This window comes from Limnohabitans sp. TS-CS-82 (assembly GCF_002943475.1).
The window spans coordinates 68,823-90,234 of the sequence record NZ_PTQX01000013.1 but is presented as its reverse complement, the minus strand read 5'-3'; the positions used below and the strand labels follow the sequence as shown (position 1 = coordinate 90,234).

At 57.1% G+C, this 21,412-nt stretch carries 21 protein-coding genes; 5 read left to right on the top strand and 16 right to left on the bottom strand.

What is annotated here, in order from left to right:
• Nucleotides 1-10: 10 nt before the first annotated feature.
• From leuS to C5F52_RS21810, 5 genes are all read right to left on the bottom strand, one after another.
• A complete protein-coding gene (leuS, locus tag C5F52_RS21830; RefSeq protein WP_104800468.1) occupies nt 11-2,698 on the bottom strand; it encodes a leucine--tRNA ligase in 2,688 nt (895 codons plus the stop codon).
• Between the two features lie 141 nt (nt 2,699-2,839).
• Nucleotides 2,840-3,292 carry a biopolymer transporter ExbD gene (locus tag C5F52_RS21825; protein WP_104800467.1) on the bottom strand — a complete coding sequence of 151 codons (453 nt, stop codon included), beginning with the start codon at nt 3,290-3,292 and terminating at the stop codon, nt 2,840-2,842.
• Nucleotides 3,292-3,918, bottom strand: coding sequence for a MotA/TolQ/ExbB proton channel family protein (locus tag C5F52_RS21820; RefSeq protein WP_104800466.1), 627 nt, complete (start codon nt 3,916-3,918; stop codon nt 3,292-3,294). The genes C5F52_RS21825 and C5F52_RS21820 overlap by 1 nt, the downstream gene beginning before the upstream one ends.
• Before the next feature lie 5 nt (nt 3,919-3,923).
• The gene (gene dapB, locus C5F52_RS21815) at nt 3,924-4,742 is read right to left on the bottom strand and encodes a 4-hydroxy-tetrahydrodipicolinate reductase (RefSeq protein ID WP_104800465.1); all 819 of its coding nucleotides are present in this window, start codon (nt 4,740-4,742) and stop codon (nt 3,924-3,926) included.
• 22 nt (nt 4,743-4,764) lie between these two features.
• Nucleotides 4,765-5,310 carry an outer membrane protein assembly factor BamE gene (locus C5F52_RS21810; protein ID WP_104800464.1) on the bottom strand — a complete coding sequence of 182 codons (546 nt, stop codon included), beginning with the start codon at nt 5,308-5,310 and terminating at the stop codon, nt 4,765-4,767.
• Nucleotides 5,311-5,395: 85 nt separating this feature from the next.
• On the opposite strand from C5F52_RS21810, the gene fur reads away from it, so the two are divergent.
• Nucleotides 5,396-5,830: a ferric iron uptake transcriptional regulator gene (gene fur, locus C5F52_RS21805; RefSeq protein WP_104800573.1), complete on the top strand. Its 435-nt coding sequence runs from the start codon at nt 5,396-5,398 to the stop codon at nt 5,828-5,830.
• A 3-nt stretch (nt 5,831-5,833) separates the two neighbouring features.
• Here fur and hprK read toward each other — a convergent pair whose 3' ends face one another.
• The 3 genes from hprK to hpf form a co-directional block, all read right to left on the bottom strand.
• Nucleotides 5,834-6,781, bottom strand: a complete 948-nt coding sequence (gene hprK / locus C5F52_RS21800; protein ID WP_104800463.1) for an HPr(Ser) kinase/phosphatase — start codon at nt 6,779-6,781, stop codon at nt 5,834-5,836.
• Nucleotides 6,778-7,242: a PTS sugar transporter subunit IIA gene (locus tag C5F52_RS21795; protein WP_104800462.1), complete on the bottom strand. Its 465-nt coding sequence runs from the start codon at nt 7,240-7,242 to the stop codon at nt 6,778-6,780. The genes hprK and C5F52_RS21795 overlap by 4 nt, the downstream gene beginning before the upstream one ends.
• Nucleotides 7,243-7,332: 90 nt before the next feature.
• Complete coding sequence (gene hpf / locus C5F52_RS21790; protein ID WP_104800461.1) at nt 7,333-7,662, bottom strand: ribosome hibernation-promoting factor, HPF/YfiA family; 330 nt, start codon at nt 7,660-7,662, stop codon at nt 7,333-7,335.
• A 278-nt stretch (nt 7,663-7,940) separates the two neighbouring features.
• Here hpf and corA point away from each other — a divergent pair, with 278 nt between their 5' ends.
• Entirely contained in the window at nt 7,941-8,927 is a 987-nt protein-coding gene (gene corA, locus C5F52_RS21785) for a magnesium/cobalt transporter CorA (protein ID WP_104800460.1), read from the top strand.
• Here corA and C5F52_RS21780 read toward each other — a convergent pair whose 3' ends face one another.
• Genes C5F52_RS21780 through C5F52_RS21760 form a run of 5 tightly spaced genes read right to left on the bottom strand, consistent with a single transcriptional unit; the run spans nt 8,928 to nt 14,337 of the window.
• A complete protein-coding gene (locus tag C5F52_RS21780; protein WP_104800459.1) occupies nt 8,928-9,686 on the bottom strand; it encodes a 5'-methylthioadenosine/adenosylhomocysteine nucleosidase in 759 nt (252 codons plus the stop codon).
• On the bottom strand, nt 9,683-11,371 hold the full coding sequence (locus C5F52_RS21775) for a long-chain-fatty-acid--CoA ligase (protein ID WP_104800458.1): 1,689 nt from the start codon (nt 11,369-11,371) through the stop codon (nt 9,683-9,685). Before C5F52_RS21775 ends, C5F52_RS21780 begins: the two co-directional genes overlap by 4 nt.
• On the bottom strand, nt 11,368-12,846 hold the full coding sequence (locus C5F52_RS21770) for an NAD(P)(+) transhydrogenase (Re/Si-specific) subunit beta (RefSeq protein ID WP_369953765.1): 1,479 nt from the start codon (nt 12,844-12,846) through the stop codon (nt 11,368-11,370). Before C5F52_RS21770 ends, C5F52_RS21775 begins: the two co-directional genes overlap by 4 nt.
• 17 nt (nt 12,847-12,863) lie before the next feature.
• Nucleotides 12,864-13,187: an NAD(P) transhydrogenase subunit alpha gene (locus C5F52_RS21765; RefSeq protein ID WP_104800456.1), complete on the bottom strand. Its 324-nt coding sequence runs from the start codon at nt 13,185-13,187 to the stop codon at nt 12,864-12,866.
• A gap of 19 nt (nt 13,188-13,206) precedes the next feature.
• Nucleotides 13,207-14,337 carry a Re/Si-specific NAD(P)(+) transhydrogenase subunit alpha gene (locus C5F52_RS21760; RefSeq protein WP_104800455.1) on the bottom strand — a complete coding sequence of 377 codons (1,131 nt, stop codon included), beginning with the start codon at nt 14,335-14,337 and terminating at the stop codon, nt 13,207-13,209.
• A gap of 103 nt (nt 14,338-14,440) precedes the next feature.
• On the opposite strand from C5F52_RS21760, the gene C5F52_RS21755 reads away from it, so the two are divergent.
• Together C5F52_RS21755 and mnmA are read left to right on the top strand one after the other, a co-directional pair.
• Nucleotides 14,441-14,941: an NUDIX hydrolase gene (locus tag C5F52_RS21755; protein WP_104800454.1), complete on the top strand. Its 501-nt coding sequence runs from the start codon at nt 14,441-14,443 to the stop codon at nt 14,939-14,941.
• A gap of 7 nt (nt 14,942-14,948) precedes the next feature.
• Nucleotides 14,949-16,076: a tRNA 2-thiouridine(34) synthase MnmA gene (gene mnmA / locus C5F52_RS21750; RefSeq protein WP_104800453.1), complete on the top strand. Its 1,128-nt coding sequence runs from the start codon at nt 14,949-14,951 to the stop codon at nt 16,074-16,076.
• A 21-nt stretch (nt 16,077-16,097) separates the two neighbouring features.
• On the opposite strand, the gene C5F52_RS21745 is transcribed toward mnmA, so the two are convergent.
• From C5F52_RS21745 to C5F52_RS21735, 3 genes are all read right to left on the bottom strand, one after another.
• Nucleotides 16,098-16,337: a hypothetical protein gene (locus C5F52_RS21745; RefSeq protein ID WP_104800572.1), complete on the bottom strand. Its 240-nt coding sequence runs from the start codon at nt 16,335-16,337 to the stop codon at nt 16,098-16,100.
• 199 nt (nt 16,338-16,536) lie between these two features.
• On the bottom strand, nt 16,537-17,034 hold the full coding sequence (gene ssb, locus C5F52_RS21740) for a single-stranded DNA-binding protein (RefSeq protein WP_104800452.1): 498 nt from the start codon (nt 17,032-17,034) through the stop codon (nt 16,537-16,539).
• A 27-nt stretch (nt 17,035-17,061) separates the two neighbouring features.
• Nucleotides 17,062-18,249, bottom strand: coding sequence for an MFS transporter (locus C5F52_RS21735; RefSeq protein ID WP_104800570.1), 1,188 nt, complete (start codon nt 18,247-18,249; stop codon nt 17,062-17,064).
• A 187-nt stretch (nt 18,250-18,436) separates the two neighbouring features.
• Between C5F52_RS21735 and uvrA the strand changes: the two genes are divergently transcribed.
• A complete protein-coding gene (gene uvrA / locus C5F52_RS21730; RefSeq protein ID WP_104800571.1) occupies nt 18,437-21,412 on the top strand; it encodes an excinuclease ABC subunit UvrA in 2,976 nt (991 codons plus the stop codon).

Below are 21,412 nucleotides of genomic sequence, written 5' to 3'. Positions count from 1 at the left end.
GATGGAACCTTTAAACCACGATATTGACCAAGCGGCCGGGCACGACGATGACCTTCTTCGGTGCAGCACCATTGGCTTGCTTGATGAAGGCTTCGGTGGCCAAAGCAGCCTGCTCGATTTGCTCTTTGCTCGCTGTGGCACTGACTGTAACTGCGCCACGCAACTTGCCGTTGATTTGCAGCATGAGTTCTAACTCATCGCGTTGCAAGGCGCTCTCGTCCACTTCAGGCCATGCGGTATCGAGCAAGTCACCCAAGCGGGCTGCATAACCCAATTCGATCCACAAATTGGCCGTGATATGCGGACAAGCTGGGTAGAGCATGCGCAGCAAAACAGACACGCCTTCGCACAGCACAGCGTTATCGCCATCGCTGCCATCGGTTTTGAAGTCTTCCAAAGCATTGAGCAACTTCATGCAGCCCGACACCACGGTGTTGTATTGCATGCGGTCGTAGTCGTAGCTGACTTGCTTCAAGACCACGTGCATTTCGCGGCGCAGGTCAGCAGCTTCTTTGCGTGGCTTGGCCGCACTCAAGTTGCCAGCGGTGGCAGCCTTGAGTGTGGCTTCATGCTTGTGCGCAAAGTTCCACACGCGGCGCAAGAAGCGGTAACTGCCTTCCACCGCCGCATCGTTCCACTCCAGCGTGGCTTCGGGCGGCGCGGTGAACATGGTGTACAGACGCGCGGTGTCTGCGCCGTAGCGCTCGATCAGGTCTTGCGGGTCCACGCCGTTGTTCTTGGACTTGGACATGGTGCCCACGCCTTCGTAGTCGATGGCGGTGCCCACGGGCAATTTGCCGTCGCTGCTGTCGGCCGCGTTTTTGAGCTTGGCGCCCACCACTTTGCCTGCGTCGTCCAGCACATGCTCGACATCGTGTGGCCAGAAATAATCTTTGCCACCTTTGGCCGTGCGGCGTGAGTAAATGTGGTTGAGCACCATGCCTTGCGTGAGCAGCTTGGTGAAGGGCTCGTCCACTTTGACCAGGCCCATGTCGCGCATGACTTTGGTCCAGAAACGTGCGTAGAGCAAATGCAAAATCGCGTGCTCAATGCCGCCAATGTATTGGTCCATCGGCGCCCAGTACTGCGCGCCCTCAGCCACCATTGCATCCGTGTTGGTTGGGTCGCAATAGCGCATGAAGTACCACGACGAATCCACAAACGTGTCCATCGTGTCGGTCTCGCGGCGGGCTGCTTTGCCGCACACCGGGCAAGTCACACCCGCATGGAAACCTTCGTGCTTGTGCAATGGATTGCCAGAACCATCTGGGATGCAGTCTTGCGGCAGCACCACGGGCAAATCTTTTTCGGGCACGGGAACTGCGCCGTGTTCGTCGCAATGGATGATTGGGATTGGGGTACCCCAATAGCGCTGGCGGCTGATGCCCCAGTCGCGTAAACGCCAGGTGGTTTTCTTTTCGCCGAGGCCTTTGGCAGCGAGCAGCTCGGCTACTTTGTTAACAGCAGATTTTTGGTTCAAGCCATCGAGTTCGCCAGAGTTGATGCACACGCAGCTCTGCTTGTCGCCGTACCACTCTTGCCACTCTTTGTCGTTGAACGCTTGGTCTTTGACCGACACCACTTGCTTGATCGGCAAGTCGTATTTCAATGCAAACGCAAAGTCACGCTCGTCGTGCGCAGGCACACCCATGACCGCGCCATCACCGTATGACATGAGCACGTAGTTGCCCACCCAAACTTCAACCTTCGCGCCGGTCAGTGGGTGCGTGACGAACAGGTCCGTGGGCATGCCCTTTTTCTCTTGCGTGGCAAGCTCAGCTTCGGTCGTGCCGCCGCTCTTGCATTCTTCGAGGAATGCAGCCATGGCGGGGTTGCTTGCCGCAGCATGCAGCGCCAGCGGATGCTCAGCAGCCACTGCACAGAATGTGACGCCCATGATGGTGTCGGCGCGTGTGGTGAACACATACATCTTGCCGTCGCCGATCAACGCGCCATCTGCACCTGCAATGTCGTGGGTGAACGCAAAGCGCACGCCCTCAGACTTGCCAATCCAGTTCTCTTGCATCAAGCGCACTTTGTCAGGCCAGCCATTCAAAGTGGCTTTGTCGTTGCCCATTTGCACATGCTCCAACAGCTCGGGCGCATATTGGGTGATGTTCAAGTAATAGCCTGGAATTTCGCGCTTCTCAACCGGTGCGCCCGTGCGCCAGCCTTTGCCATCAATCACTTGCTCGTTGGCCAACACGGTTTGGTCGACTGGGTCCCAGTTCACCACTTGGGTCTTGCGGTAAGCGATGCCTTTTTCGAGCATCTTCAAAAAGAGCCATTGGTTCCACTTGTAATACGTCGGGTCGCAGGTGGCCACTTCGCGTGACCAATCGATGGCCAAGCCCATCGCCTGCATTTGCTTCTTCATGTAGGCGATGTTTTCATACGTCCACTTGGCAGGTGGCACACCGTTTTTGAGCGCGGCGTTTTCAGCGGGCAAACCAAATGCGTCCCAGCCCATGGGCATCAAAACGTTGAAGCCCTTCATGCGCAGGTTGCGCGTGAGCATGTCATTGATGGTGTAGTTGCGCACATGACCCATGTGCAGCTTGCCGCTGGGGTAAGGCAGCATGGAGCAGGCGTAAAACTTTTTCTTGGACGCGTCTTCGGTCACGCGGTAGGCGTCAGCTTGGGTCCAAGCGGCCTGAACGGCACGTTCGACCTCGGTGTGGTTGTATTTGTCTTGCATGGAATCAGTCAGAGAACCCCCGCAGGGGTCGCGAGGCAGCGCCTTCAAACAAAGGCTAGGAATGTTCTGATTTTAGGCCTTGGTTTGAGACCAATTAGGATCGCGAAGAAGGTAACGATCCGTGAATGAGGACGAGGCTAATTAAGGCGTGGTAACGGCTTGTTTGCGCTCGGTCACAAAGCCAATGCGGTTCATGCCCGCTTGCTGGGCGAGACCCATGACTTCGACCACTTTGCCGTAGGGCACGCGCTCGTCGGCGCGCAGCTGGAGTTCGGGCAATTCGCCATGCGCGACAGCCAAGGCCTTGGAGGCTTGGGCGTTGAGGCTGCGTTTGAGGTCATCTAGCGAGGTCGCTTTGTCGTCGAGATACACCACACCTTTGGCGTCGATGCTGAGTTTGACAAAGCGCGGCGGTGCGTTACTGGCCTGCGCGCCCTCGGTTTTGGGCAAATCAAGCTTCAAGGCACTGACCATCAAGGGAGCGGTGATGATGAAAATGACCAACAACACCATCATCACGTCAACCAAGGGGGTGACGTTGATGTCGCTCATGGGCGTTTGGCCCGGTGTGCGCTCAAAACGTCCGAAAGCCATCAGAGCTCTCGCAGGTCGTGGGCAAAGCCTTCCAGCTCTTGCTCCAAGCGGTTGATCACGCGGCCCATCACGTTAAAAGCCAAGACAGCTGGCAAGGCCACAGCCAAGCCCGCAGCCGTCATGACCAAGGCCTCGCCCACGGGGCCAGCCACACGTTCGATGGTCAGCTGACCTGCGGTAGCGATGCCAGTGAGCGCGTGATAAATGCCCCACACGGTGCCGAGCAAACCCACAAACGGCGCGGTGGAACCCACCGTGGCTAACAACACTTGACCCGATTGCAAACGATGCAACACGCCATGCAAAGCATCGCGCAACACGCGGGTGCGCTGGGCGGATACATCGCCTTGCGCACCCAAGGTACCAGGCATCAACTGCTGGTTGGCCTGTGCCAGCGGCAGCAAAACCACTGAACGATCGACAGATGCCAAGGCTTGCAAAGCCTGAGCCACATCACGCGCTTGCCAGAAGGCAGCTTTGCCATGGGCCACATCTGCACTCACGCGATGCAGCAACCAAGCCTTATAAAAAATCACCGTCCAGCTGGCCACCGACATGGCCAACAAAGCCAAGGCCAGCGTGATGCTGAGCGCATCGCCTTCAAACACGGTTGCAAAAAGCTCCATGGCGATCAGCGCAGGTTCAACACGTCAAACATGTCGAACAAGCCTTTGTTTTTGCCTGCCAAGAAGCTCGCGGCACGCAAGCTGCCTTGCGCGTACGTCGCACGGCTTGACGACTTGTGTGTGATTTCAATGCGTTCACCAATGCCAGCGAACAACACGGTGTGGTCGCCCACAATGTCGCCGCCACGGATGGTGGAGAAGCCAATGGTTGATGGGTCACGCTCGCCAGTGTGGCCGTAGCGCTCATACACGGCGCAGTCTTTGAGGTCGCGACCGATGGCATCCGCAATCACCTCGCCCATTTTCAAAGCGGTGCCCGAAGGCGCATCCACTTTGTGGCGGTGGTGCGCTTCGATGATCTCAATGTCGTAGCCTGTGGGCATGGCTTGTGCCGCCATTTGCAAGAGCTTCAAAGTCACGTTGACACCCACACTCATGTTGGGCGCCATGACGATGGCGACGTCTTTGGCCGCCTCGGCGATTTCTGCTTTTTGCTCGTCGGTAAAACCCGTGGTACCAATGACGAGCTTGACGCCCAACTCGCGGCAAATCTTCAAATGCGCCAGCGTGCCTTCGGGACGTGTGAAGTCAATCAACACATGGCTGTTTTGCAAGCCTTTGCGCACATCAGCCTCGATGTTCACGCCGCTGGCTTGACCCAAGAAGCCAGTGGCGTCGTTGCCAATGCCGGGGCTAGAGGGCACGTCCAAAGCGCCAGACAACTGGCATGTGGGGTCGTTGCGCACAGCCTCAATCAGCATGTGGCCCATGCGGCCGCTGGCACCAGCGATAGCAATTTTCAAAATATCAGGAGATTGGGCCATGGTGTATCGGCGCTTTCAATAATCAACGAGCCGCGTTTTCAAGCGGCGGGTAAGAAACAGGGCCAGCAGGTGCGGCAGACTGAGCGGCGCCTGCAGCAGATGCAGGCTTGGCAGGGAACTTGGCCAAATCAGCCTCGGTGGCTTTGAGTTCTGGCAACTTGGTGGGCGGGCGACGGTTGTCGAGCTTGGCCGCAAACTCAGCTTCGGTGGGCAATGGATCGCCTTCAATGCGATCAAGTCCATCGCCTTTGAAGAACACGCTGAAGCGGCGTTGTTGTGGCTCAGAACCTTGACGGCGAATGGTGAAGGCGTAATCCCAACGATCTGCATGGAACAAGCTGGTGACCAACGGTGTACCCAGCACATCGCGCACCGCTTGGCGCGGCATGCCAGCACGCAAGGCTTGCACTTGCTCGCGCGAGACAAAGTTGCCTTGCACGACCTCGGGCTTGTAAATCAGGTTGCTCGAACAAGCCGTGAGCCCTAGGCCCGCGACCACGCAAGCAAGGACAACGAAGCGCCGTTGCTGAGGCAAAAATTCTGGGGCATTTCGACAGGATTCAAACATGGTGTGAAAGGCCGAATGAGGCGCTGAGGCTATGATTCATTCATTGTAGCGGTGGGCCTGTTTCCACTGCCGAGTGAAAGAAAAAATGGCACATCCAGACGACCTCAAAAGCATTGGCCTCAAGGCCACCGCGCCTCGCCTGAAAATTTTGGAGCTTTTCCAACAAGGCACCCAACGCCACATGACGGCAGAAGATGTGTATCGCCATTTGCTGCTGCAAAACATGGACATTGGCATTGCCACGGTCTACCGCGTGTTGATGCAGTTTGAGCAGGCCGACATTTTGAAACGCAGCCACTTTGAGAGCGAGCGTGCGGTGTATGAACTCAATGAAGGCGAACACCACGACCATTTGGTGTGCCTAGACTGCGGGCGCGTGGAAGAGTTTCACGACGAAGAAATCGAATCTCTGCAGGTCAAAGTGGCCAAGCGCCATGGGTTTGAGATTGCAGACCATGCACTCAGTCTGTATGCCCACTGCGTGAAAAAGAACTGCGAACACCGCCCCGCGGGCAAGTAAGGCTTAGCCTTGCGACATGGCGCGCTGATGGCGCGCAATGAATTCTTGGTAAGTGTCGACACCACGCAACTGCAAAATTGAGTTGCGCACTGCCGCTTCCACCAACACCGCGATGTTTCGGCCCGCCACCACTTGAATCACCACCTTGCGCACGGGCACGCCCAGCACGTCTTGGGTGAGGGGCTCGTGGGGTAAGCGCTCGTAGTCGCGCTCTAGGGTTTCTTTGCGTACCAAATGCACGATGAGTTTCAGGCGCATCTTGCGGCGTACAGCGGTTTCGCCAAAGATGGCACGGATGTCGAGCAAACCAATGCCGCGCACTTCCAGCAAGTTTTGCAGCAACTCGGGGCAGCGGCCTTCGATGGTGGTTTGGTTGATGCGGTACAAATCGACCGCATCGTCGGCCACCAAGCCGTTGCCACGTGAAATCAACTCTAAGCCCAGCTCGCTTTTGCCTAAGCCAGACTCGCCGGTGATCATCACACCCAAGCCCAAAATGTCCATGAACACGCCGTGCATGGTGGTGCGATCGGCGAAGTGTTTGGACAAATAAGCGCGCAGCAAGTCAATGACAAACGCGGCAGATTCGTGCGTCGCAAACAAGGGGATCTGCGCCCGCTCACACATGGACACCAACGCCTCGGAAGGTTGCTGGCCATCGGCCAACACCAACATAGGGGGTTCCAAGGTGACGATGCGTGCAATGCGACGCGCGCAATCTTCGGGCGTAGCCTTGCTCACGTAATTGGCTTCGCGCTCGCCCATCACTTGCACGCGGTAGGGATGGATGTAGTTGAGGTAGCCCACCAAGTCTGCACCTGAGCGGGCGCTGCGCACGGCAACTTCGTCAAAATGACGCTCGGAGGCGCCTAAGCCAGCAATCCATTCCCAGCGCAGTCGGCCGCGAAAGGCTTCGAACAGCACATCCGCGCTGATGACGGAAGGCCTCACGGCTGCACCGCGTTCCAGGTCGAGATGATGCGGTGGAGTTCCTCCGCATCACCACAGGTTTTGATTTTTTCGCGCAAGCCCGTATCGCTAAGCAACTCGGCAATCTCCGACAAGATTTCCAAATGCTTTTGTGTGGATGCTTCAGGCACCAACAAAAAGATCAACAAGCTCACAGGTTGCTCGTCTGGCGCATCAAAGCCAATTGCTTTTTCAAGCTGGAATACAGCCGCCATGGGCGACTTCAAGCCTTTGATACGGCCATGCGGAATCGCTACACCATGTCCTAAACCAGTAGAGCCCAAACGCTCACGCGCAAACAAGCTCTCAGCCACCAACGCGCGGTTGAGGCCATGCAGGCCCTCAAACAACAAGCCCGCCTCTTCAAAGGCGCGCTTTTTACTGGTGACCTCGACTTGCACAAGAACTTGTGCAGCAGGAAGAATGGAAGCTAGGCGGTTCATGGTTGAGCGCAGATTATGCACCCTCAAAATAACAAGGTCAGAAACGACAAAACCGCCGGATTCCGGCGGTTTTGAGAAGCTTTCAAAAGATCACATTAGACGCTTGGGGCTCTCATGGTGGTGATTTTGAAGGCGGTCTTTGTGCCGAACCACTTGGCGGTCTAATTTATCAACCAATTCGTCCACGGCTGCATACATATCTTCATGTGCGCTTTCGGCAAACATGTCGCTGCCTTTGACATGAATATTGCATTCAGCCTTTTGGCGACGTTCTTTTTCTGTTTGGTTTTCAATGCTGAGCAGCACCTTCACGTCAACCACCTGATCGAAATGTCGGGTAATGCGGTCTAGTTTGCCTGTCACATAGGTGCGCAAGGCGGGGGTTACTTCCAGATGGTGTCCACTGATCGTCAAGTTCATAAAAACCTCCATTGAGTTAGCGCTTTCACTATGCGCCCCTGTTTGAAAAAAGGCAATGGGTACAGCTCAAAATCCATTTAAAAACGCACTACGGGAAACCCTTAGGCTAGGCTGAGGCAGTGCGATAATCTGATGCATATCAACAGCGGAGCTCTCTCCTTGGAAACCTACCCTAGTCGGTAGCTTTCGGATTGCATCAGGCCTCCCAAGCGCCACGCAAATTCGAAAGCTGCATTTTTTACTTTTCGAATTTCTGTGCCCCACGCGCAAGGACTGCCATGCTCAACATCTTCACGCTGGCCAACGGTCGTCTCTTCCAAGAAGAGATCGAGTCGCTGGAAGAACTCTCCAAATTCCAACCCATCTGGGTTGACCTCGAAGCGCCCACGCTTGAGGAAAAACGCTGGATCAAGCAGTACTACGAACTGTCCATTCCCGAAGATGCAATGGACGAGGACATCGAGGAATCTGCCCGGTTCTACGAAGAAGACAACGGCGAGCTTCACATCCGTAGCGACTTTCTGATTGCAGACGAAGACGAACCCCGCACCGTGCGCGTGGCATTCATCTTGAACCAAAACAACGCCTCGCTGCGCAGCCGTGGCGTGTTGTTCTCGATTCACGATGAAGACGTGCCCGTGTTCCGCCTGCTGCGCATGCGCGCCCGCCGGGCACCTGGTTTGATTGAGGACGACAAAGACGTTTTACTCAAACTGTTTGACGCCGACGCCGAATACTCAGCCGACACCCTCGAAGGCATTTACGACCAGCTCGAGAAAGCGGGCAAGCTGGTGCTGTCCGAAGATGTGACCGACGAATTGGCCGGTGACGTGCTGGGCGCCATCGCCCGTCAGGAAGACTTGAACGGTCGCATTCGCCGCAACGTGATGGACACCCGCCGCGCCGTGAGCTTCATGATGCGCTCGCGCATGCTCAACGCTGACCAGTTTGAAGAAGCCCGTCAAATCTTGCGTGACATTGAATCACTCGATAACCACACAGCTTTCTTGTTCGACAAGATCAACTTCTTGATGGACGCGACCGTAGGTTTCATCAACATCAACCAGAACAAGATCATCAAGATCTTCTCGGTGGCCAGCGTGGCCTTGCTGCCGCCCACCTTGATTGCCAGCATCTACGGCATGAACTTCCAATTCATGCCTGAGCTCGACAAAACCTGGGGCTACCCCTACGCACTGGGCTTGATGATTGCCAGCGCCTTGGTACCCATGTGGTACTTCCGCAAACGCGGTTGGCTCAAATAGTCAAACCGCAAGCGAAGACAGCAAGCGATCCAGCACTGCCACGCTGTAGCGACTGGCGATGCTTTGAATGAAACGCGGAAAGTCGACATGCGCCGCATCATCGGCGCGGTCTGAAATGGTGCGTACGGCCGCCAAGGGCACACCATAGTCGTAGCAGACCTGCGCCATGGCGGCGCATTCCATCTCTACAGCCAACGCATCGGGCAGCTCACGCTGCAAGGCTTGGCTTTCCACGGTTTGTGACACAAAGCGGTCGCCACTAGCAATCAAGCCTTGGTGCACTTGGGCGTTGGGTAAATCTAAGTTGAGCCACTGGGATGTAGGCAATGTCGCCAGCATGTCTTGCATGGCCAAAGGTGCCGCAGCTGCCAAAGCATCGCTCAACGTGGGGTCGGCTTGAAAGCGTGTCATGCCTGTTAGCGGTACTTCGTGACGTGGGAACAAAGGTGATGCATCCATGTCATGCTGAATGAATTCACGCGCCACTACGACATCGCCGACATTAACCTGTGGCGCTAAGCCACCTGCCACGCCGGTAAAGACCATGCGGCTCACGCCGAAACGTTCAATCAGGGTTGTAGCGGTGGTGGCTGCGGCCACCTTGCCGATGCGAGAGAGCACGGCCACCACCTCGTGGCCATGCCAATGCCCCACCCAAAACTCACGACCAGCAACAACCGTTTTTTGCTCGTCGGGCATGCGAGCCAGCACAGCGGCCAGCTCTTCGTGCATGGCGCTGACCAGCGCGATGCGACTCATGCTGGGTTTTTGTCGCGCAGTTCGCGGCGCAGCACTTTGCCAACAGGCGTTTTAGGCAACTCGGTACGGAACTCCACCACGCGTGGCATCTTGTAGCCAGTGAGGTTGTGACGGCAATGTTCCAACACTTGCGTTTCGGTCAATGCGGGGTCTTTCTTGACCACCACCAGCTTGACTGCTTCGCCTGAACGTTCGTCGGGAATGCCAATCACTGCACACTCCATGACACCAGACAAACCGGCTACCACCTCTTCCACCTCATTGGGATAGACGTTGAAACCACTCACCAAGATCATGTCTTTCTTGCGGTCCACGATGCGGAAGAACCCGCGTTCGTCCATCACCCCCACATCGCCCGATTTGAAGAAACCATCGGCGGTCATCACACGGGCGGTTTCGTCGGGACGCTGCCAATAACCGGCCATCACTTGCGGCCCACGAATGGCAATCTCACCGGGCGTTCCAATCGGTGCTTCGTTGCCCTCATCGTCGATGATCTTCATGTCGGTGCTGGGCAACGGCACACCAATCGAGCCATTGAAGGCTTTGTTGGTCACGGGGTTACCACTCGCGGCAGGGCTGGTTTCAGACAAACCATAGGCTTCGCAAATAGGACAACCTGTTTTCTCAAGCCACAACTTGGCAACCGGACCTTGCACGGCCATGCCGCCGCCAACGGACACCACCAAATGCGACCAATCCACTTTGTTGAAATCGGGGTGGTTGGCCAAGGCGTTGAACAAAGTATTCACCGCAGGGAAGACATGGAAGCGATGCTTGCTGATCTCTTTGAACACCGCGGGCAAATCACGCGGGTTGGGGATGAGCACCGAGCACCCGCCCATGCGCATACACGCCATGATGTTGAGCGTGAACGCGAAGATGTGATACAGCGGCAGCGGGCAAATAAAGGTCGGAATCTCGTGAGACGGAATCCGTTTGAGTGCAGGCTGAAACCACGCCGACGCTTGCAACATATTGGCCATTACATTGCGATGCAATAGCTCCGCACCTTTCGCTACGCCGGTGGTGCCGCCGGTGTATTGCAACACCGCCAAGTCATCGCCATGGATCTCAGGGGACGTCAACGTGCAACCCTCGCCGACCGCCAACGCATCATTGAATCGAACGGCGGTGGGCAACTCAAATGCAGGCACCATTTTTTTAACTTTGCGCACCACATGGTTGACCACCATGCCTTTGAGCAAACCTAGGCGATCGCCCATCGCGCACAACACCACATGCTTCACAGGGGTACGGGCCAGGCACTCTTGCAAAGTCGCGCCGAAGTTCTCGAGGACCACGATGGCTTTGGCATCTGAGTCTTTGAGCTGAGCCTCTAACTCACGAGCCGTGTAAAGCGGGTTGATGTTGACCACCACAAAACCCGCACGCAACACGGCCGCTACAGCAATGGGGTACTGCAGCACATTGGGCAACATGATGGCCACACGGTCACCAAATACCAGACCTAGACTTTGCAAATAGGCGGCAAACACTTGGCTCAAACGGTCAAGTTCTTTGTAGGTCAGCCCCTTACCCAAGAAACTGAAAGCGGTGCGATCGCCGTATAGGCGAAAGCTTTCTTGCATCAAGTCCACCAACGAGCTGTACGCGGTGGTGTCAATTTCTGCAGGCACGCCCTCTGGGTAGGCGCTTAGCCAAGGTTTCATTGTGGAGTTCATTCGATCGCTTTCACCATATCTTCAACCACTTTCTTGGCATCTCCAAACACCATCATGGTCTTGTCCATATAAAACAATTCGTTGTCTAAGCCCGCATAGCCCGAAGCCATGGAGCGTTTGTTCACGATCACGGTCTTGGCTTTGTAAGCCTCCAAAATCGGCATGCCGTAAATTGAGCTGCCTTTCTCCAACGCGGCGGGGTTCACCACGTCGTTCGCACCCAAAACGATGGCCACATCCACTTGGCCAAATTCGCCATTGATGTCTTCCATCTCAAACACTTGGTCGTAGGGCACTTCGGCCTCAGCCAGCAGCACGTTCATGTGGCCGGGCATACGGCCTGCGACAGGGTGAATCGCATACTTCACGCTGATGCCTTTGTGCATCAGCTTCTCGGCCAACTCATTCACCGCATGCTGCGCACGCGCCACCGCCAAACCATAGCCAGGCACGATGACAACGGACTCGGCATTGGCCAAAATGTAGGCTGCGTCATCGGCGCTGCCACTCTTCACAGGACGTTGTTCTTGCGCACCGGCGACTGCCGTGACTGCCTCTGCACCAAAGCCACCCAAGATGACGCTGAAGAACGAGCGGTTCATCGCCTTACACATGATGTAACTCAGAATCGCGCCCGAGCTACCCACCAACGAGCCCGCAATGATGAGCATGCTGTTGTTGAGCGAGAAGCCAATGCCCGCTGCCGCCCAGCCCGAATAGCTGTTGAGCATGGACACCACCACCGGCATGTCTGCACCACCAATCGGAATGATGATGAGCACGCCCATCACAAACGACAGTGCCAACATGGCGAAGAAAGCAGTCCAGCTCTCAGTCGCGACAAACATCAAACCCAATCCAACGGTAACCAAACCCAACACCAGGTTGAGCATGTGTTGCCCCGTAAAGCTCACGGGCGTGCCTTGGAACAAACGAAATTTGTATTTACCTGAGAGCTTGCCAAACGCAATCACGGAGCCACTGAAGGTGATGGCACCAATCGCCGCACCGAGGAACAACTCCAAACGGTTACCCGCGGGGATGGGGAAGCGCTGCATCATTTCAGTGATAACCATGCCAGATGCGGTTTGCACCTTGGTCACCACCTCTTGAGGCGCAGCCGTGATGCCAAAGGCCCAAGGCTCTGCCACGGCGGCCACACCGATGAACACCGCCGCCAAACCAATCATGCTGTGCATGAAGGCCACCAGCTCAGGCATCTTGGTCATTTCAACGCGTTGCGCCATGATCGTGCCAGCGCCGCCGCCGACCACAAGGCCCGCCAAAACCCAGCCCATACCCATGCTGGAGCCCGACAACTTGACAATCAATGCGGCTGTTGTGAGCACCGCAATCGTCATGCCCGTCATGCCAAACACGTTGCCGCGAATCGATGTGGTGGGATGGCTTAAACCTTTGAGCGCTTGAATGAAACACACACTGGCCACCAAGTACATCAGGGTGACGAGATTCATTGAAACAAAGTCCATGTTCATGCTTTGTCTCCTGCTGCTGCTTTAGCAGACTTGTCTTTTTTTCTGAACATTTCCAACATGCGGCGCGTGACCATGAAGCCGCCAAACACGTTGACCGCAGCCAAGGCCACTGCGAGCACGCCCATGGTTTTGCCCAACGTGGTTTCGGTCATCGCAGCTGCGAGCATGGCACCCACGATGACGATGGCAGAGATGGCGTTGGTCACAGCCATCAACGGCGTGTGCAGCGCAGGCGTCACCGTCCACACCACGTGATAGCCCACGTAAATGGCGAGCACAAAAATAATCAGGTTGACGAGGGTGGGGGAAACTGCATCCATGTTTTGATATTCCTCGTTTTTATTTCTTCACCACCGCGCCATCGCGGGTGACAAGACAGGCGGCCACGATGTCATCTTCTAGGTCGATGTGCAACGCGCCTTCTTTGTTGATGACGAGTTTTAGGAAGTCGAGCACGTTGCGGGCATACAGCGCACTCGCATCTGCTGCGACCAAGGCGGGCAAATTGGTCTCACCCACAATCGTCACGCCATGCTTCATGACGGTCTTACCTGCTTCGGTGAGTGGGCAATTGCCGCCCACGCCATCGGCGCCTTTGCCTGCGGCGATGTCAATGATGACTGCGCCTGGCTTCATGGCTTTGACCATGTCTTCGGTGACCAGCACTGGCGCGGCACGCCCCGGAATCAAAGCCGTGGTGATAACGATGTCGGCCAACGCCACGCGCTTGGCCACTTCCACCTTTTGTCGGTCGAGCCAGCTTTGTGGCATAGGACGGGCATAACCGCCCACGCCTTCGGCGGCATCTTTTTCGTCTTGGCTTTCAAACGGCACGTCGATGAACTTCGCACCGAGTGACTCCACTTGCTCTTTCACGCTGGGGCGCACATCGGTGGCTTCAATCACCGCGCCCAAACGTTTGGCGGTGGCAATGGCTTGCAAGCCCGCCACGCCCACACCGAGGATGACCACGCGTGCGGCCTTGACCGTGCCCGCCGCTGTCATCAACATGGGGAAGAAACGTTGGTATTTGTCTGCCGCCAGCATGACGGCTTTGTAGCCCGCGATGTTGGCTTGACTAGAGAGCACGTCCATGCTTTGTGCACGTGTGGTGCGAGGTGCAGCTTCAAGCGCAAAACCTGTGGCGCCCGCAGTGGCTAAGCGTTGCAAACCTTCTGCATTGAAGGGCTCCAACATGCCTACCACCGTACTGCCTGCTTTGATGCTCGAGGCCTCGGCCGCTTCTGGCGCTCGCACCTTGAGCACCAAATCTGAGCCCCATGCCGTGGAGGCATTGACTAACTCAGCCCCCACCGCTGCGTAGGCCTCATCTGGCACGCTGGCGGCAACACCCGCGCCTGACTGCACACGCACGGCGTGCCCTTGGGCAATCAATTTTTTAGCCGTCTCTGGCGTCACCGCCACACGGGCTTCTCCGGCGGCAAGCTCAACGGGTACGCCAATCAACATGGGAGGGCTCCTAATAGAAAAGTTCAAGCGTGTCAGAACGCTGAAAGGTTACACCAGAATCACTATATCAATGAGTCGGACTTACCCGAAAGATAATGAGCGAATGAATAAACGTTGGAAACCCAGTGTCACCGTCGCCGCCATCATTGAGCGCGAGGGTCGTTACCTCCTCATCGAAGAACACACACCCGAAGGCTTGCGCCTCAACAACCCCGCAGGTCACCTCGATCCGGGCGAGTCGCCTGAAGACGGCTGCGCACGCGAAGCACTAGAAGAGACCACACACACGTTTAAGCCCACGGAGCTTGTGGGTATCTACATCTCGCGCTTGCAGCGCCCTGCCCGCGAAGGCCGTGCCGCAGAAGATGTCACCTACCTTCGTTTGGCCTATTGCGGTGAACTGGGGGCGCAAGTGCCGGGCGCCAAACTGGACAAAGGCATCGTGCGCACGCTGTGGATGACACCTGACGAAATTCGTGCCAATGTGCACCGCCTGCGCAGCCCACTCGTGTTGCGCTGCATGGAGGACCACTTGGCTGGACAACGTTTTCCCATGAGCCTAATCTTCACCGACGCCAGCGTGGTCAATCTCGCAAAGGGATAATTGCCGCATGGCAAATAACAAACGTGTGGTGGTGGGCTTGAGCGGCGGTGTGGACTCCGCCGTCAGCGCCTACCTGTTAAAGCAACAAGGCTACGACGTCGTCGGCATCTTCATGAAAAACTGGGAAGACGATGACGACAGCGAATTCTGCTCGTCCAACATCGACTTCGTCGACGCTGCCGCCGTGGCTGATGTGATTGGCATTGAAATAGAACACGTCAACTTTGCCGCCGAATACAAAGACCGCGTGTTCGCCGAATTTTTGCGCGAGTACCAAGGCGGCCGCACACCCAATCCCGACATTTTGTGCAACGCTGAAATCAAGTTCAAAGCGTTCCTAGACCACGCCATGCGCCTAGGCGCTGAAAAAATTGCCACCGGCCACTACTGCCGCGTGCGTGAAGTGAATGGCGAGTTTCAACTGCTCAAAGGCTTGGACCCCAGCAAAGACCAAAGCTACTTTTTGCACCGCTTGAACCAAGCGCAATTGTCCAAAACCTTGTTCCCCGTGGGCGAGCTGCACAAAACCGAAGTGCGCCGCATTGCAGATGAAATTGGCTTGCCCAACGCCAAGAAAAAAGACTCCACCGGCATTTGCTTCATCGGCGAACGTCCTTTCCGCGAGTTTTTAAACCGCTACATCGCCAACGAACCGGGTCCCATCAAAGACGAACGCGGTCGCAAGATTGGCACACATGTAGGCTTGAGTTTTTACACACTCGGCCAACGCCAAGGTTTGGGCATTGGCGGTCTCAAAGAAAAAGGTGCACAGCGCGGTGGCGGTGAACATCAACCTTGGTTTGTAGCCCGCAAAGACTTGGCCACCAACACCTTGTATGTGGTGCAAGGTCATGACCATCCTTGGTTGCTTTACGGCTCACTGCACGCCGACGACCTGAGCTGGTGCGCCCCGCATCAGCCAGCCCCCGGCCGCTACGCCGCCAAAACGCGCTATCGCCAAGCCGATGCGCCGTGCGCGCTGAGTTACAACGACGAAGGCGAGCTGGTGCTCGCCTTTGATGACCCTCAGTGGGCCGTCACACCCGGCCAATCGACTGTGTTGTATGACGGCGAGGTGTGTATGGGCGGCGGGGTCATTGCCAGCGCTGCAGCGCTGAACACAACCCTCGCCTAACTGCGCAACGCAGCGACGCGCTTACTTGGCAGCGTCAGCTTTGGGTGCGGCTTCTGCCTTCTTGCCGCCTTCGGTTTTTTTCGCAGCCTTCTTTTCTTGGCCGAGGTGCTTGCCTTCGTTCTTCACTGCGGGTATGGCTTCAGCCTTGGCTGCAGAGGCGGGCGTGGCAGGGGTTGCTGGTGTCGCCGGTGCCGCAGGTGTCACGGCAAAAGCTGCGGCAGAAAATGCACCAACGATCAAAGAGGCAATCAGCTTGTTCATATAAATTCCTTTACGGTGGTTGAACAACTCCAACATCGGAGTGATCAAACAACGGCGCCCGACACACAGTTGTTGACGCAAATATTTAATTATTTAGGTCAACGTTTTTGCACCCACTTCGTTACGCCTCGCGCACCGGCGTAAAAAAAACCGACTGGCTTTCGCGAGTCGGTTTTTTGTTCCATGCTGCGTTCGCAGATCAAAACGGGATGTCGTCATCCATGTCGTCAAAACCACCTTTGGCAGGTGCGGGTGCCGCAGGGCGTTGCGCTGCAGGCGCTGCGGCGCGAGGCGCAGCCGCTGGGCGGCTGTAGCCACCACCGCCTTCTTCACCACCACCGCTGGGGCCGCCCATGCCTTCACGGCCGCCCAAAAGTTGCAACTCAGTCGCAATGATGTCCACGGTGTTTTTTTCCACGCCTGTGGTTTTATCGGTGTACACGCCGTATTTCAAGCGGCCTTCCACGTAGATGGGACGGCCTTTTTTGACGTATTCGCCAGCGATTTCGGCCAAGCGGTCATAAAACGTGACGCGATGCCACTGTGTGTCTTCAATCATCTCGCCGCTGTTTTTGTCTTTGCGGCGGCTTGATGTGGCCACGCTCACGTTGGCCACGGCTTGGCCGCTGGGCAGGTAGCGCACTTCGGGGTCGCGGCCGCAGTTGCCGACGAGGATGACTTTGTTTACGGATGCCATGGGTAAATTCCTCCAGATAGGGGCTAATTATGGGGTCTTTGCGGAATGGGCTGGACGCTTGGGCGCCGCCATGGGCCAAGCTACCACCAGCCACAGCACCATAAGTGCTGCGCAAGTTAAAAACAGGCCTTGTGTGCCGTAGCTTTTGACAAGCTGACCGCCCATCACGCCACCCGCAAAAAAGCCCAACGATTGCAGCGTGTTGTACACACCCATGGCCGCACCACGCGACGAAGCGGGCGCGATGCGCGACACCAAACTAGGCTGCGTGGCTTCCAACACGTTGAAGCCACAAAAGAACGCAAACAACAACCAAGCCAAACAAGCAATGCTGGGCGCGCCAGACGACACCCACAGCAGGGCCACTTGCACCAAAGCAATCAATGCAATGGCGCTTAAAAACACGGCGCGCAAATAGCCACGACGCTCCAGCGGAAACACCGCGCCCATCAACACGAACGAACCGAGCACGGCGGGCAAATAAATTTGCCAATGGTCGTCCTTGCCCAAACCGGCTTGCACCAAGAACGCAGGAATCGCCACCCACATCGCCAGCTGCACCGCGTGCAACACAAACACACCAATGTTCAGGCGCAGCAGCGCAGGGCTAGACAGCACATGGCGCAGGCCGCCACGGGCGGCATCTTTGTGCGCCACGGGCTCAGCCGGCACACCCCACACCACCACGGCCGTGCCCAGCAGCGCCAGCACTGCTGTCAGCACAAACAAGCCCGACAAACCAATGTGCGCCGCAATCACGGGCGACACCACCAGAGACAACGCAAACATCAACCCAATACTCGCGCCCACCAAGGCCATCGCTTTGGTACGCACGCTGTCACGGGTCAGGTCGGCCAACAAAGCGGTGACCGCAGCAGACACCGCGCCTGCGCCTTGCACCGAGCGGCCGAACAGCAAACCCGTCAAGGTGTCGGCACTGCCAGCAATCAAGCTGCCCAAAGCAAACACCAGCAAACCAAAAATAATCACCCGCTTTCGGCCCAAGCGATCAGATGCCATGCCAAACGGGATTTGCAACAGGCCTTGCGTAAGGCCATAGATACCCATGGCCAAGCCAATCAGCGCGGGGTCGTCCCCGCCCGGGTACTTGCGCGCTTCCAGCGCAAACACGGGCAACACCAAAAACAAGCCCAACATGCGCAAGGCAAAGATGGACGCGAGCGAACCACTGGCGCGCAGCTCAGTGCGCGTCATGGTGGGGCTTTGGTCCAGCGTGGGGTCGGGGGTCAGATTGATCGTCACAGCCTGCCATTGTCCCGCATTCCTGGCCAAGTAAGCCCGCCGCCACTATCATGTCGGGTTGCCCTTTTATTTTGAGTGTCCAGTGAACGCACCTTCTGACGGCGCCTACTTAGGCCAAGCCCTGAACCACCCCTCTGCCATGCGAAACATCAGCATTCGCGGGGCGCGCACGCACAACCTGAAAAACATCGACCTGGACATTCCGCGTAACCAGCTGGTGGTGATCACGGGTTTGTCGGGTTCGGGCAAGTCCAGCCTCGCGTTTGACACGCTGTACGCCGAAGGCCAGCGCCGTTATGTGGAAAGCCTCTCGGCCTATGCCCGCCAGTTTTTGGGCCGCTTGGACAAGCCTGATGTGGACCTGATTGAGGGCCTGTCACCCGCTATCAGCATTGAGCAAAAAGCCACCAGCCACAACCCCCGCTCCACCGTGGGCACGGTGACCGAAATTCACGACTACCTGCGCTTGCTGTTTGCCCGCGCGGGCACGCCCTACTGCCCTGACCACAACTTGGCACTGCAAGCGCAAAGCGTGTCGCAAATGGTGGACGCCGTCATGGCGCTGCCCGAAGACACCAAGCTCATGCTGCTCGCACCCATTGCGCGTAACCGCAAGGGCGAGTACAGCGAAATCTTCACGCAGCTGCAAGCGCAGGGCTATGTGCGTTTTCGCATCGAGGGCAAGGTGTACGAATACGACGAGCTGCCCGAGCTGAAGAAAACCGAGAAGCACGACATCGACGTGGTAGTGGACCGCATCAAGGTGCGTCACGAAGCGCCAGCTGCACCCGCGCCTGTGGCAGCGCCCAGCATTGGCGACATTGCCGTGGCCGCGCCGCCGCCCGGCCTGCGCCAGCGTTTGGCCGAGAGCTTTGAAGCCGCCTTGCGCTTGGCCGAAGGCCGCGCCATCGCGTTAGAGATGGACACGGGTGTAGAGCACGCGTTCAACGCCAAGTTTTCTTGCCCGCAGTGCACTTACTCCATCAGCGAACTCGAACCGCGCTTGTTCTCGTTCAACTCACCCGTGGGCGCTTGCCCCTCGTGCGACGGCTTAGGCCACCAAGACTATTTCGACCCTGCACGCGTGGTGGCGTTTCCGTCACTCAGCCTGGGCAGCGGCGCCATCAAAGGCTGGGACCGCCGCAACGCGCATTACTTCACCCTGCTGGAGAGCTTGGCCAAACATTACAAGTTTGACCTCGACACGCCGTTTGAAGACCTGAGCCCCGAGACACGCCAAGTGCTGTTGTATGGCTCGGGCGAAGAAGAAATCAAGTTCAATTACAGCCTTGAAAACGGCTCTGGCAAAAAGCTGAGCAAGAAGCACCCCTTCGAAGGCATCTTGGTCAACATGGAGCGCCGCTACCGCGAGACCGACTCGACCGTGGTGCGCGAAGACCTGTCGCGCTACCGTGGCGTACGTGCGTGTACATCCTGCGGCGGCACACGCTTGCGTCGCGAAGCGCGTAATGTGCGCATTGGCGAAGGCGAACAAATGCGCGGCATTTTCGACATCAGCCACACCACGCTGGGCGAATGCTTTGGCTACTTCAACACGCTCAAACTGCAAGGTGCAAAAGCAGAAATTGCCGACAAAGTGGTGCGCGAAATTGCCTCACGCTTGAAGTTTTTGAACGACGTAGGTTTGAACTACCTCAGCCTAGACCGCAGTGCCGACACCCTGTCGGGCGGCGAAGCGCAGCGCATTCGTTTGGCTAGCCAAATTGGCTCGGGCCTGACAGGTGTGATGTATGTGCTGGACGAGCCCAGCATCGGCTTGCACCAGCGCGACAACGACCGCCTCATCGACACGCTCAAACACCTGCGTGACATTGGCAACAGCGTGTTGGTGGTGGAGCACGACGAAGACATGATTCGGGCTGCTGACTTCTGCGTGGACATGGGCCCCGGCGCGGGCGTGCATGGCGGCCAAGTGATGGCTCGTGGCACACCTGCCGAGATTGAAGCCAACCCCAACTCACTGACGGGCCGCTACTTGGCTCAAGCGCTGCGCATCGACGTGCCAGCCAAGCGCAACGCCTTTTTGCCCGTGGAAGCGGAAGAGCTGAAGTTCCAACGCAAGCTGCACAAAGATGCGTTCGAACACCAAGTCATTCGCATCCGTGGTGCGCGTGGCAACAACTTGAAAAACGTCACCGCTGATTTCCCTGTGGGCTTGCTCACCTGCGTCACCGGCGTGTCGGGCTCTGGCAAATCGACATTGGTGAACGACACGCTGTACACAGCCGCCGCGCACACCATTCACCGTGCACACGACGAGCCAGCGGCACACGATGAGATTACGGGCCTCGACTATTTCGACAAAGTCATCAACGTCGACCAGTCACCCATTGGCCGCACGCCACGCAGCAACCCAGCCACCTACACCGGCCTCTTCACCCCCATTCGCGAGCTGATGGCCGAAGTACCGATGGCTCGCGAACGTGGCTACGGCCCAGGGCGCTTCAGCTTCAACGTGGCCGCAGGCTCAGGCGGTGGCCGCTGCGAGGCTTGCCAAGGCGACGGCATGGTGAAAGTGGAAATGCACTTCTTGCCCGACGTGTATGTGCCCTGCGACGTTTGCCACGGCTTGCGCTACAACCGTGAAACCTTGGAGGTGTTGTACAAGGGCAAAAACATCGCGCAAGTCTTAGATTTGACCGTGGAAGCCGCCTTGCAGTTCTTCAACGCCGTGCCCAACATTGCCCGCAAGCTGCAAACCTTGATGGACGTGGGCTTGTCGTACCTGCAACTCGGCCAAGCAGCCACCACCCTATCGGGCGGTGAAGCGCAGCGCGTGAAGCTGGCTTTGGAGTTGAGCAAACGCGACACAGGCCGCACGCTTTACATCTTGGACGAGCCCACCACGGGTCTGCACTTTGCCGACATTGCGCTGCTGCTGAAAGTGCTGCAACACCTACGCGACGCGGGCAACACCATCGTCATCATCGAACACAACCTCGACGTCATCAAAACCGCCGACTGGCTGATTGACATGGGCCCAGAGGGGGGCAGCGGTGGCGGCACGGTGGTGGGTGTGGGTACGCCGGAGGACTTGGCGGCGAATCCAGCTAGCTTTACGGGGAAGTATTTGAAGAGGTTGTTGGGGGGGTAA

What these genes read in the sequence shown, in the direction of transcription:
- leuS (WP_104800468.1), bottom strand. Translation starts at nt 2,698, where the DNA reads ATGCAAGACAAATACAACCACACCGAGGTCGAACGTGCCGTTCAGGCC.
- C5F52_RS21825 (WP_104800467.1), bottom strand. Translation starts at nt 3,292, where the DNA reads ATGGCTTTCGGACGTTTTGAGCGCACACCGGGCCAAACGCCCATGAGC.
- C5F52_RS21820 (WP_104800466.1), bottom strand. Translation starts at nt 3,918, where the DNA reads ATGGAGCTTTTTGCAACCGTGTTTGAAGGCGATGCGCTCAGCATCACG.
- dapB (WP_104800465.1), bottom strand. Translation starts at nt 4,742, where the DNA reads ATGGCCCAATCTCCTGATATTTTGAAAATTGCTATCGCTGGTGCCAGC.
- C5F52_RS21810 (WP_104800464.1), bottom strand. Translation starts at nt 5,310, where the DNA reads ATGTTTGAATCCTGTCGAAATGCCCCAGAATTTTTGCCTCAGCAACGG.
- fur (WP_104800573.1), top strand. Translation starts at nt 5,396, where the DNA reads ATGGCACATCCAGACGACCTCAAAAGCATTGGCCTCAAGGCCACCGCG.
- C5F52_RS21795 (WP_104800462.1), bottom strand. Translation starts at nt 7,242, where the DNA reads ATGAACCGCCTAGCTTCCATTCTTCCTGCTGCACAAGTTCTTGTGCAA.
- hpf (WP_104800461.1), bottom strand. Translation starts at nt 7,662, where the DNA reads ATGAACTTGACGATCAGTGGACACCATCTGGAAGTAACCCCCGCCTTG.
- corA (WP_104800460.1), top strand. Translation starts at nt 7,941, where the DNA reads ATGCTCAACATCTTCACGCTGGCCAACGGTCGTCTCTTCCAAGAAGAG.
- C5F52_RS21780 (WP_104800459.1), bottom strand. Translation starts at nt 9,686, where the DNA reads ATGAGTCGCATCGCGCTGGTCAGCGCCATGCACGAAGAGCTGGCCGCT.
- C5F52_RS21775 (WP_104800458.1), bottom strand. Translation starts at nt 11,371, where the DNA reads ATGAACTCCACAATGAAACCTTGGCTAAGCGCCTACCCAGAGGGCGTG.
- C5F52_RS21770 (WP_369953765.1), bottom strand. Translation starts at nt 12,846, where the DNA reads ATGAATCTCGTCACCCTGATGTACTTGGTGGCCAGTGTGTGTTTCATT.
- C5F52_RS21765 (WP_104800456.1), bottom strand. Translation starts at nt 13,187, where the DNA reads ATGGATGCAGTTTCCCCCACCCTCGTCAACCTGATTATTTTTGTGCTC.
- C5F52_RS21760 (WP_104800455.1), bottom strand. Translation starts at nt 14,337, where the DNA reads ATGTTGATTGGCGTACCCGTTGAGCTTGCCGCCGGAGAAGCCCGTGTG.
- C5F52_RS21755 (WP_104800454.1), top strand. Translation starts at nt 14,441, where the DNA reads ATGAATAAACGTTGGAAACCCAGTGTCACCGTCGCCGCCATCATTGAG.
- mnmA (WP_104800453.1), top strand. Translation starts at nt 14,949, where the DNA reads ATGGCAAATAACAAACGTGTGGTGGTGGGCTTGAGCGGCGGTGTGGAC.
- C5F52_RS21745 (WP_104800572.1), bottom strand. Translation starts at nt 16,337, where the DNA reads ATGAACAAGCTGATTGCCTCTTTGATCGTTGGTGCATTTTCTGCCGCA.
- ssb (WP_104800452.1), bottom strand. Translation starts at nt 17,034, where the DNA reads ATGGCATCCGTAAACAAAGTCATCCTCGTCGGCAACTGCGGCCGCGAC.
- C5F52_RS21735 (WP_104800570.1), bottom strand. Translation starts at nt 18,249, where the DNA reads ATGACGCGCACTGAGCTGCGCGCCAGTGGTTCGCTCGCGTCCATCTTT.
- uvrA (WP_104800571.1), top strand. Translation starts at nt 18,437, where the DNA reads ATGCGAAACATCAGCATTCGCGGGGCGCGCACGCACAACCTGAAAAAC.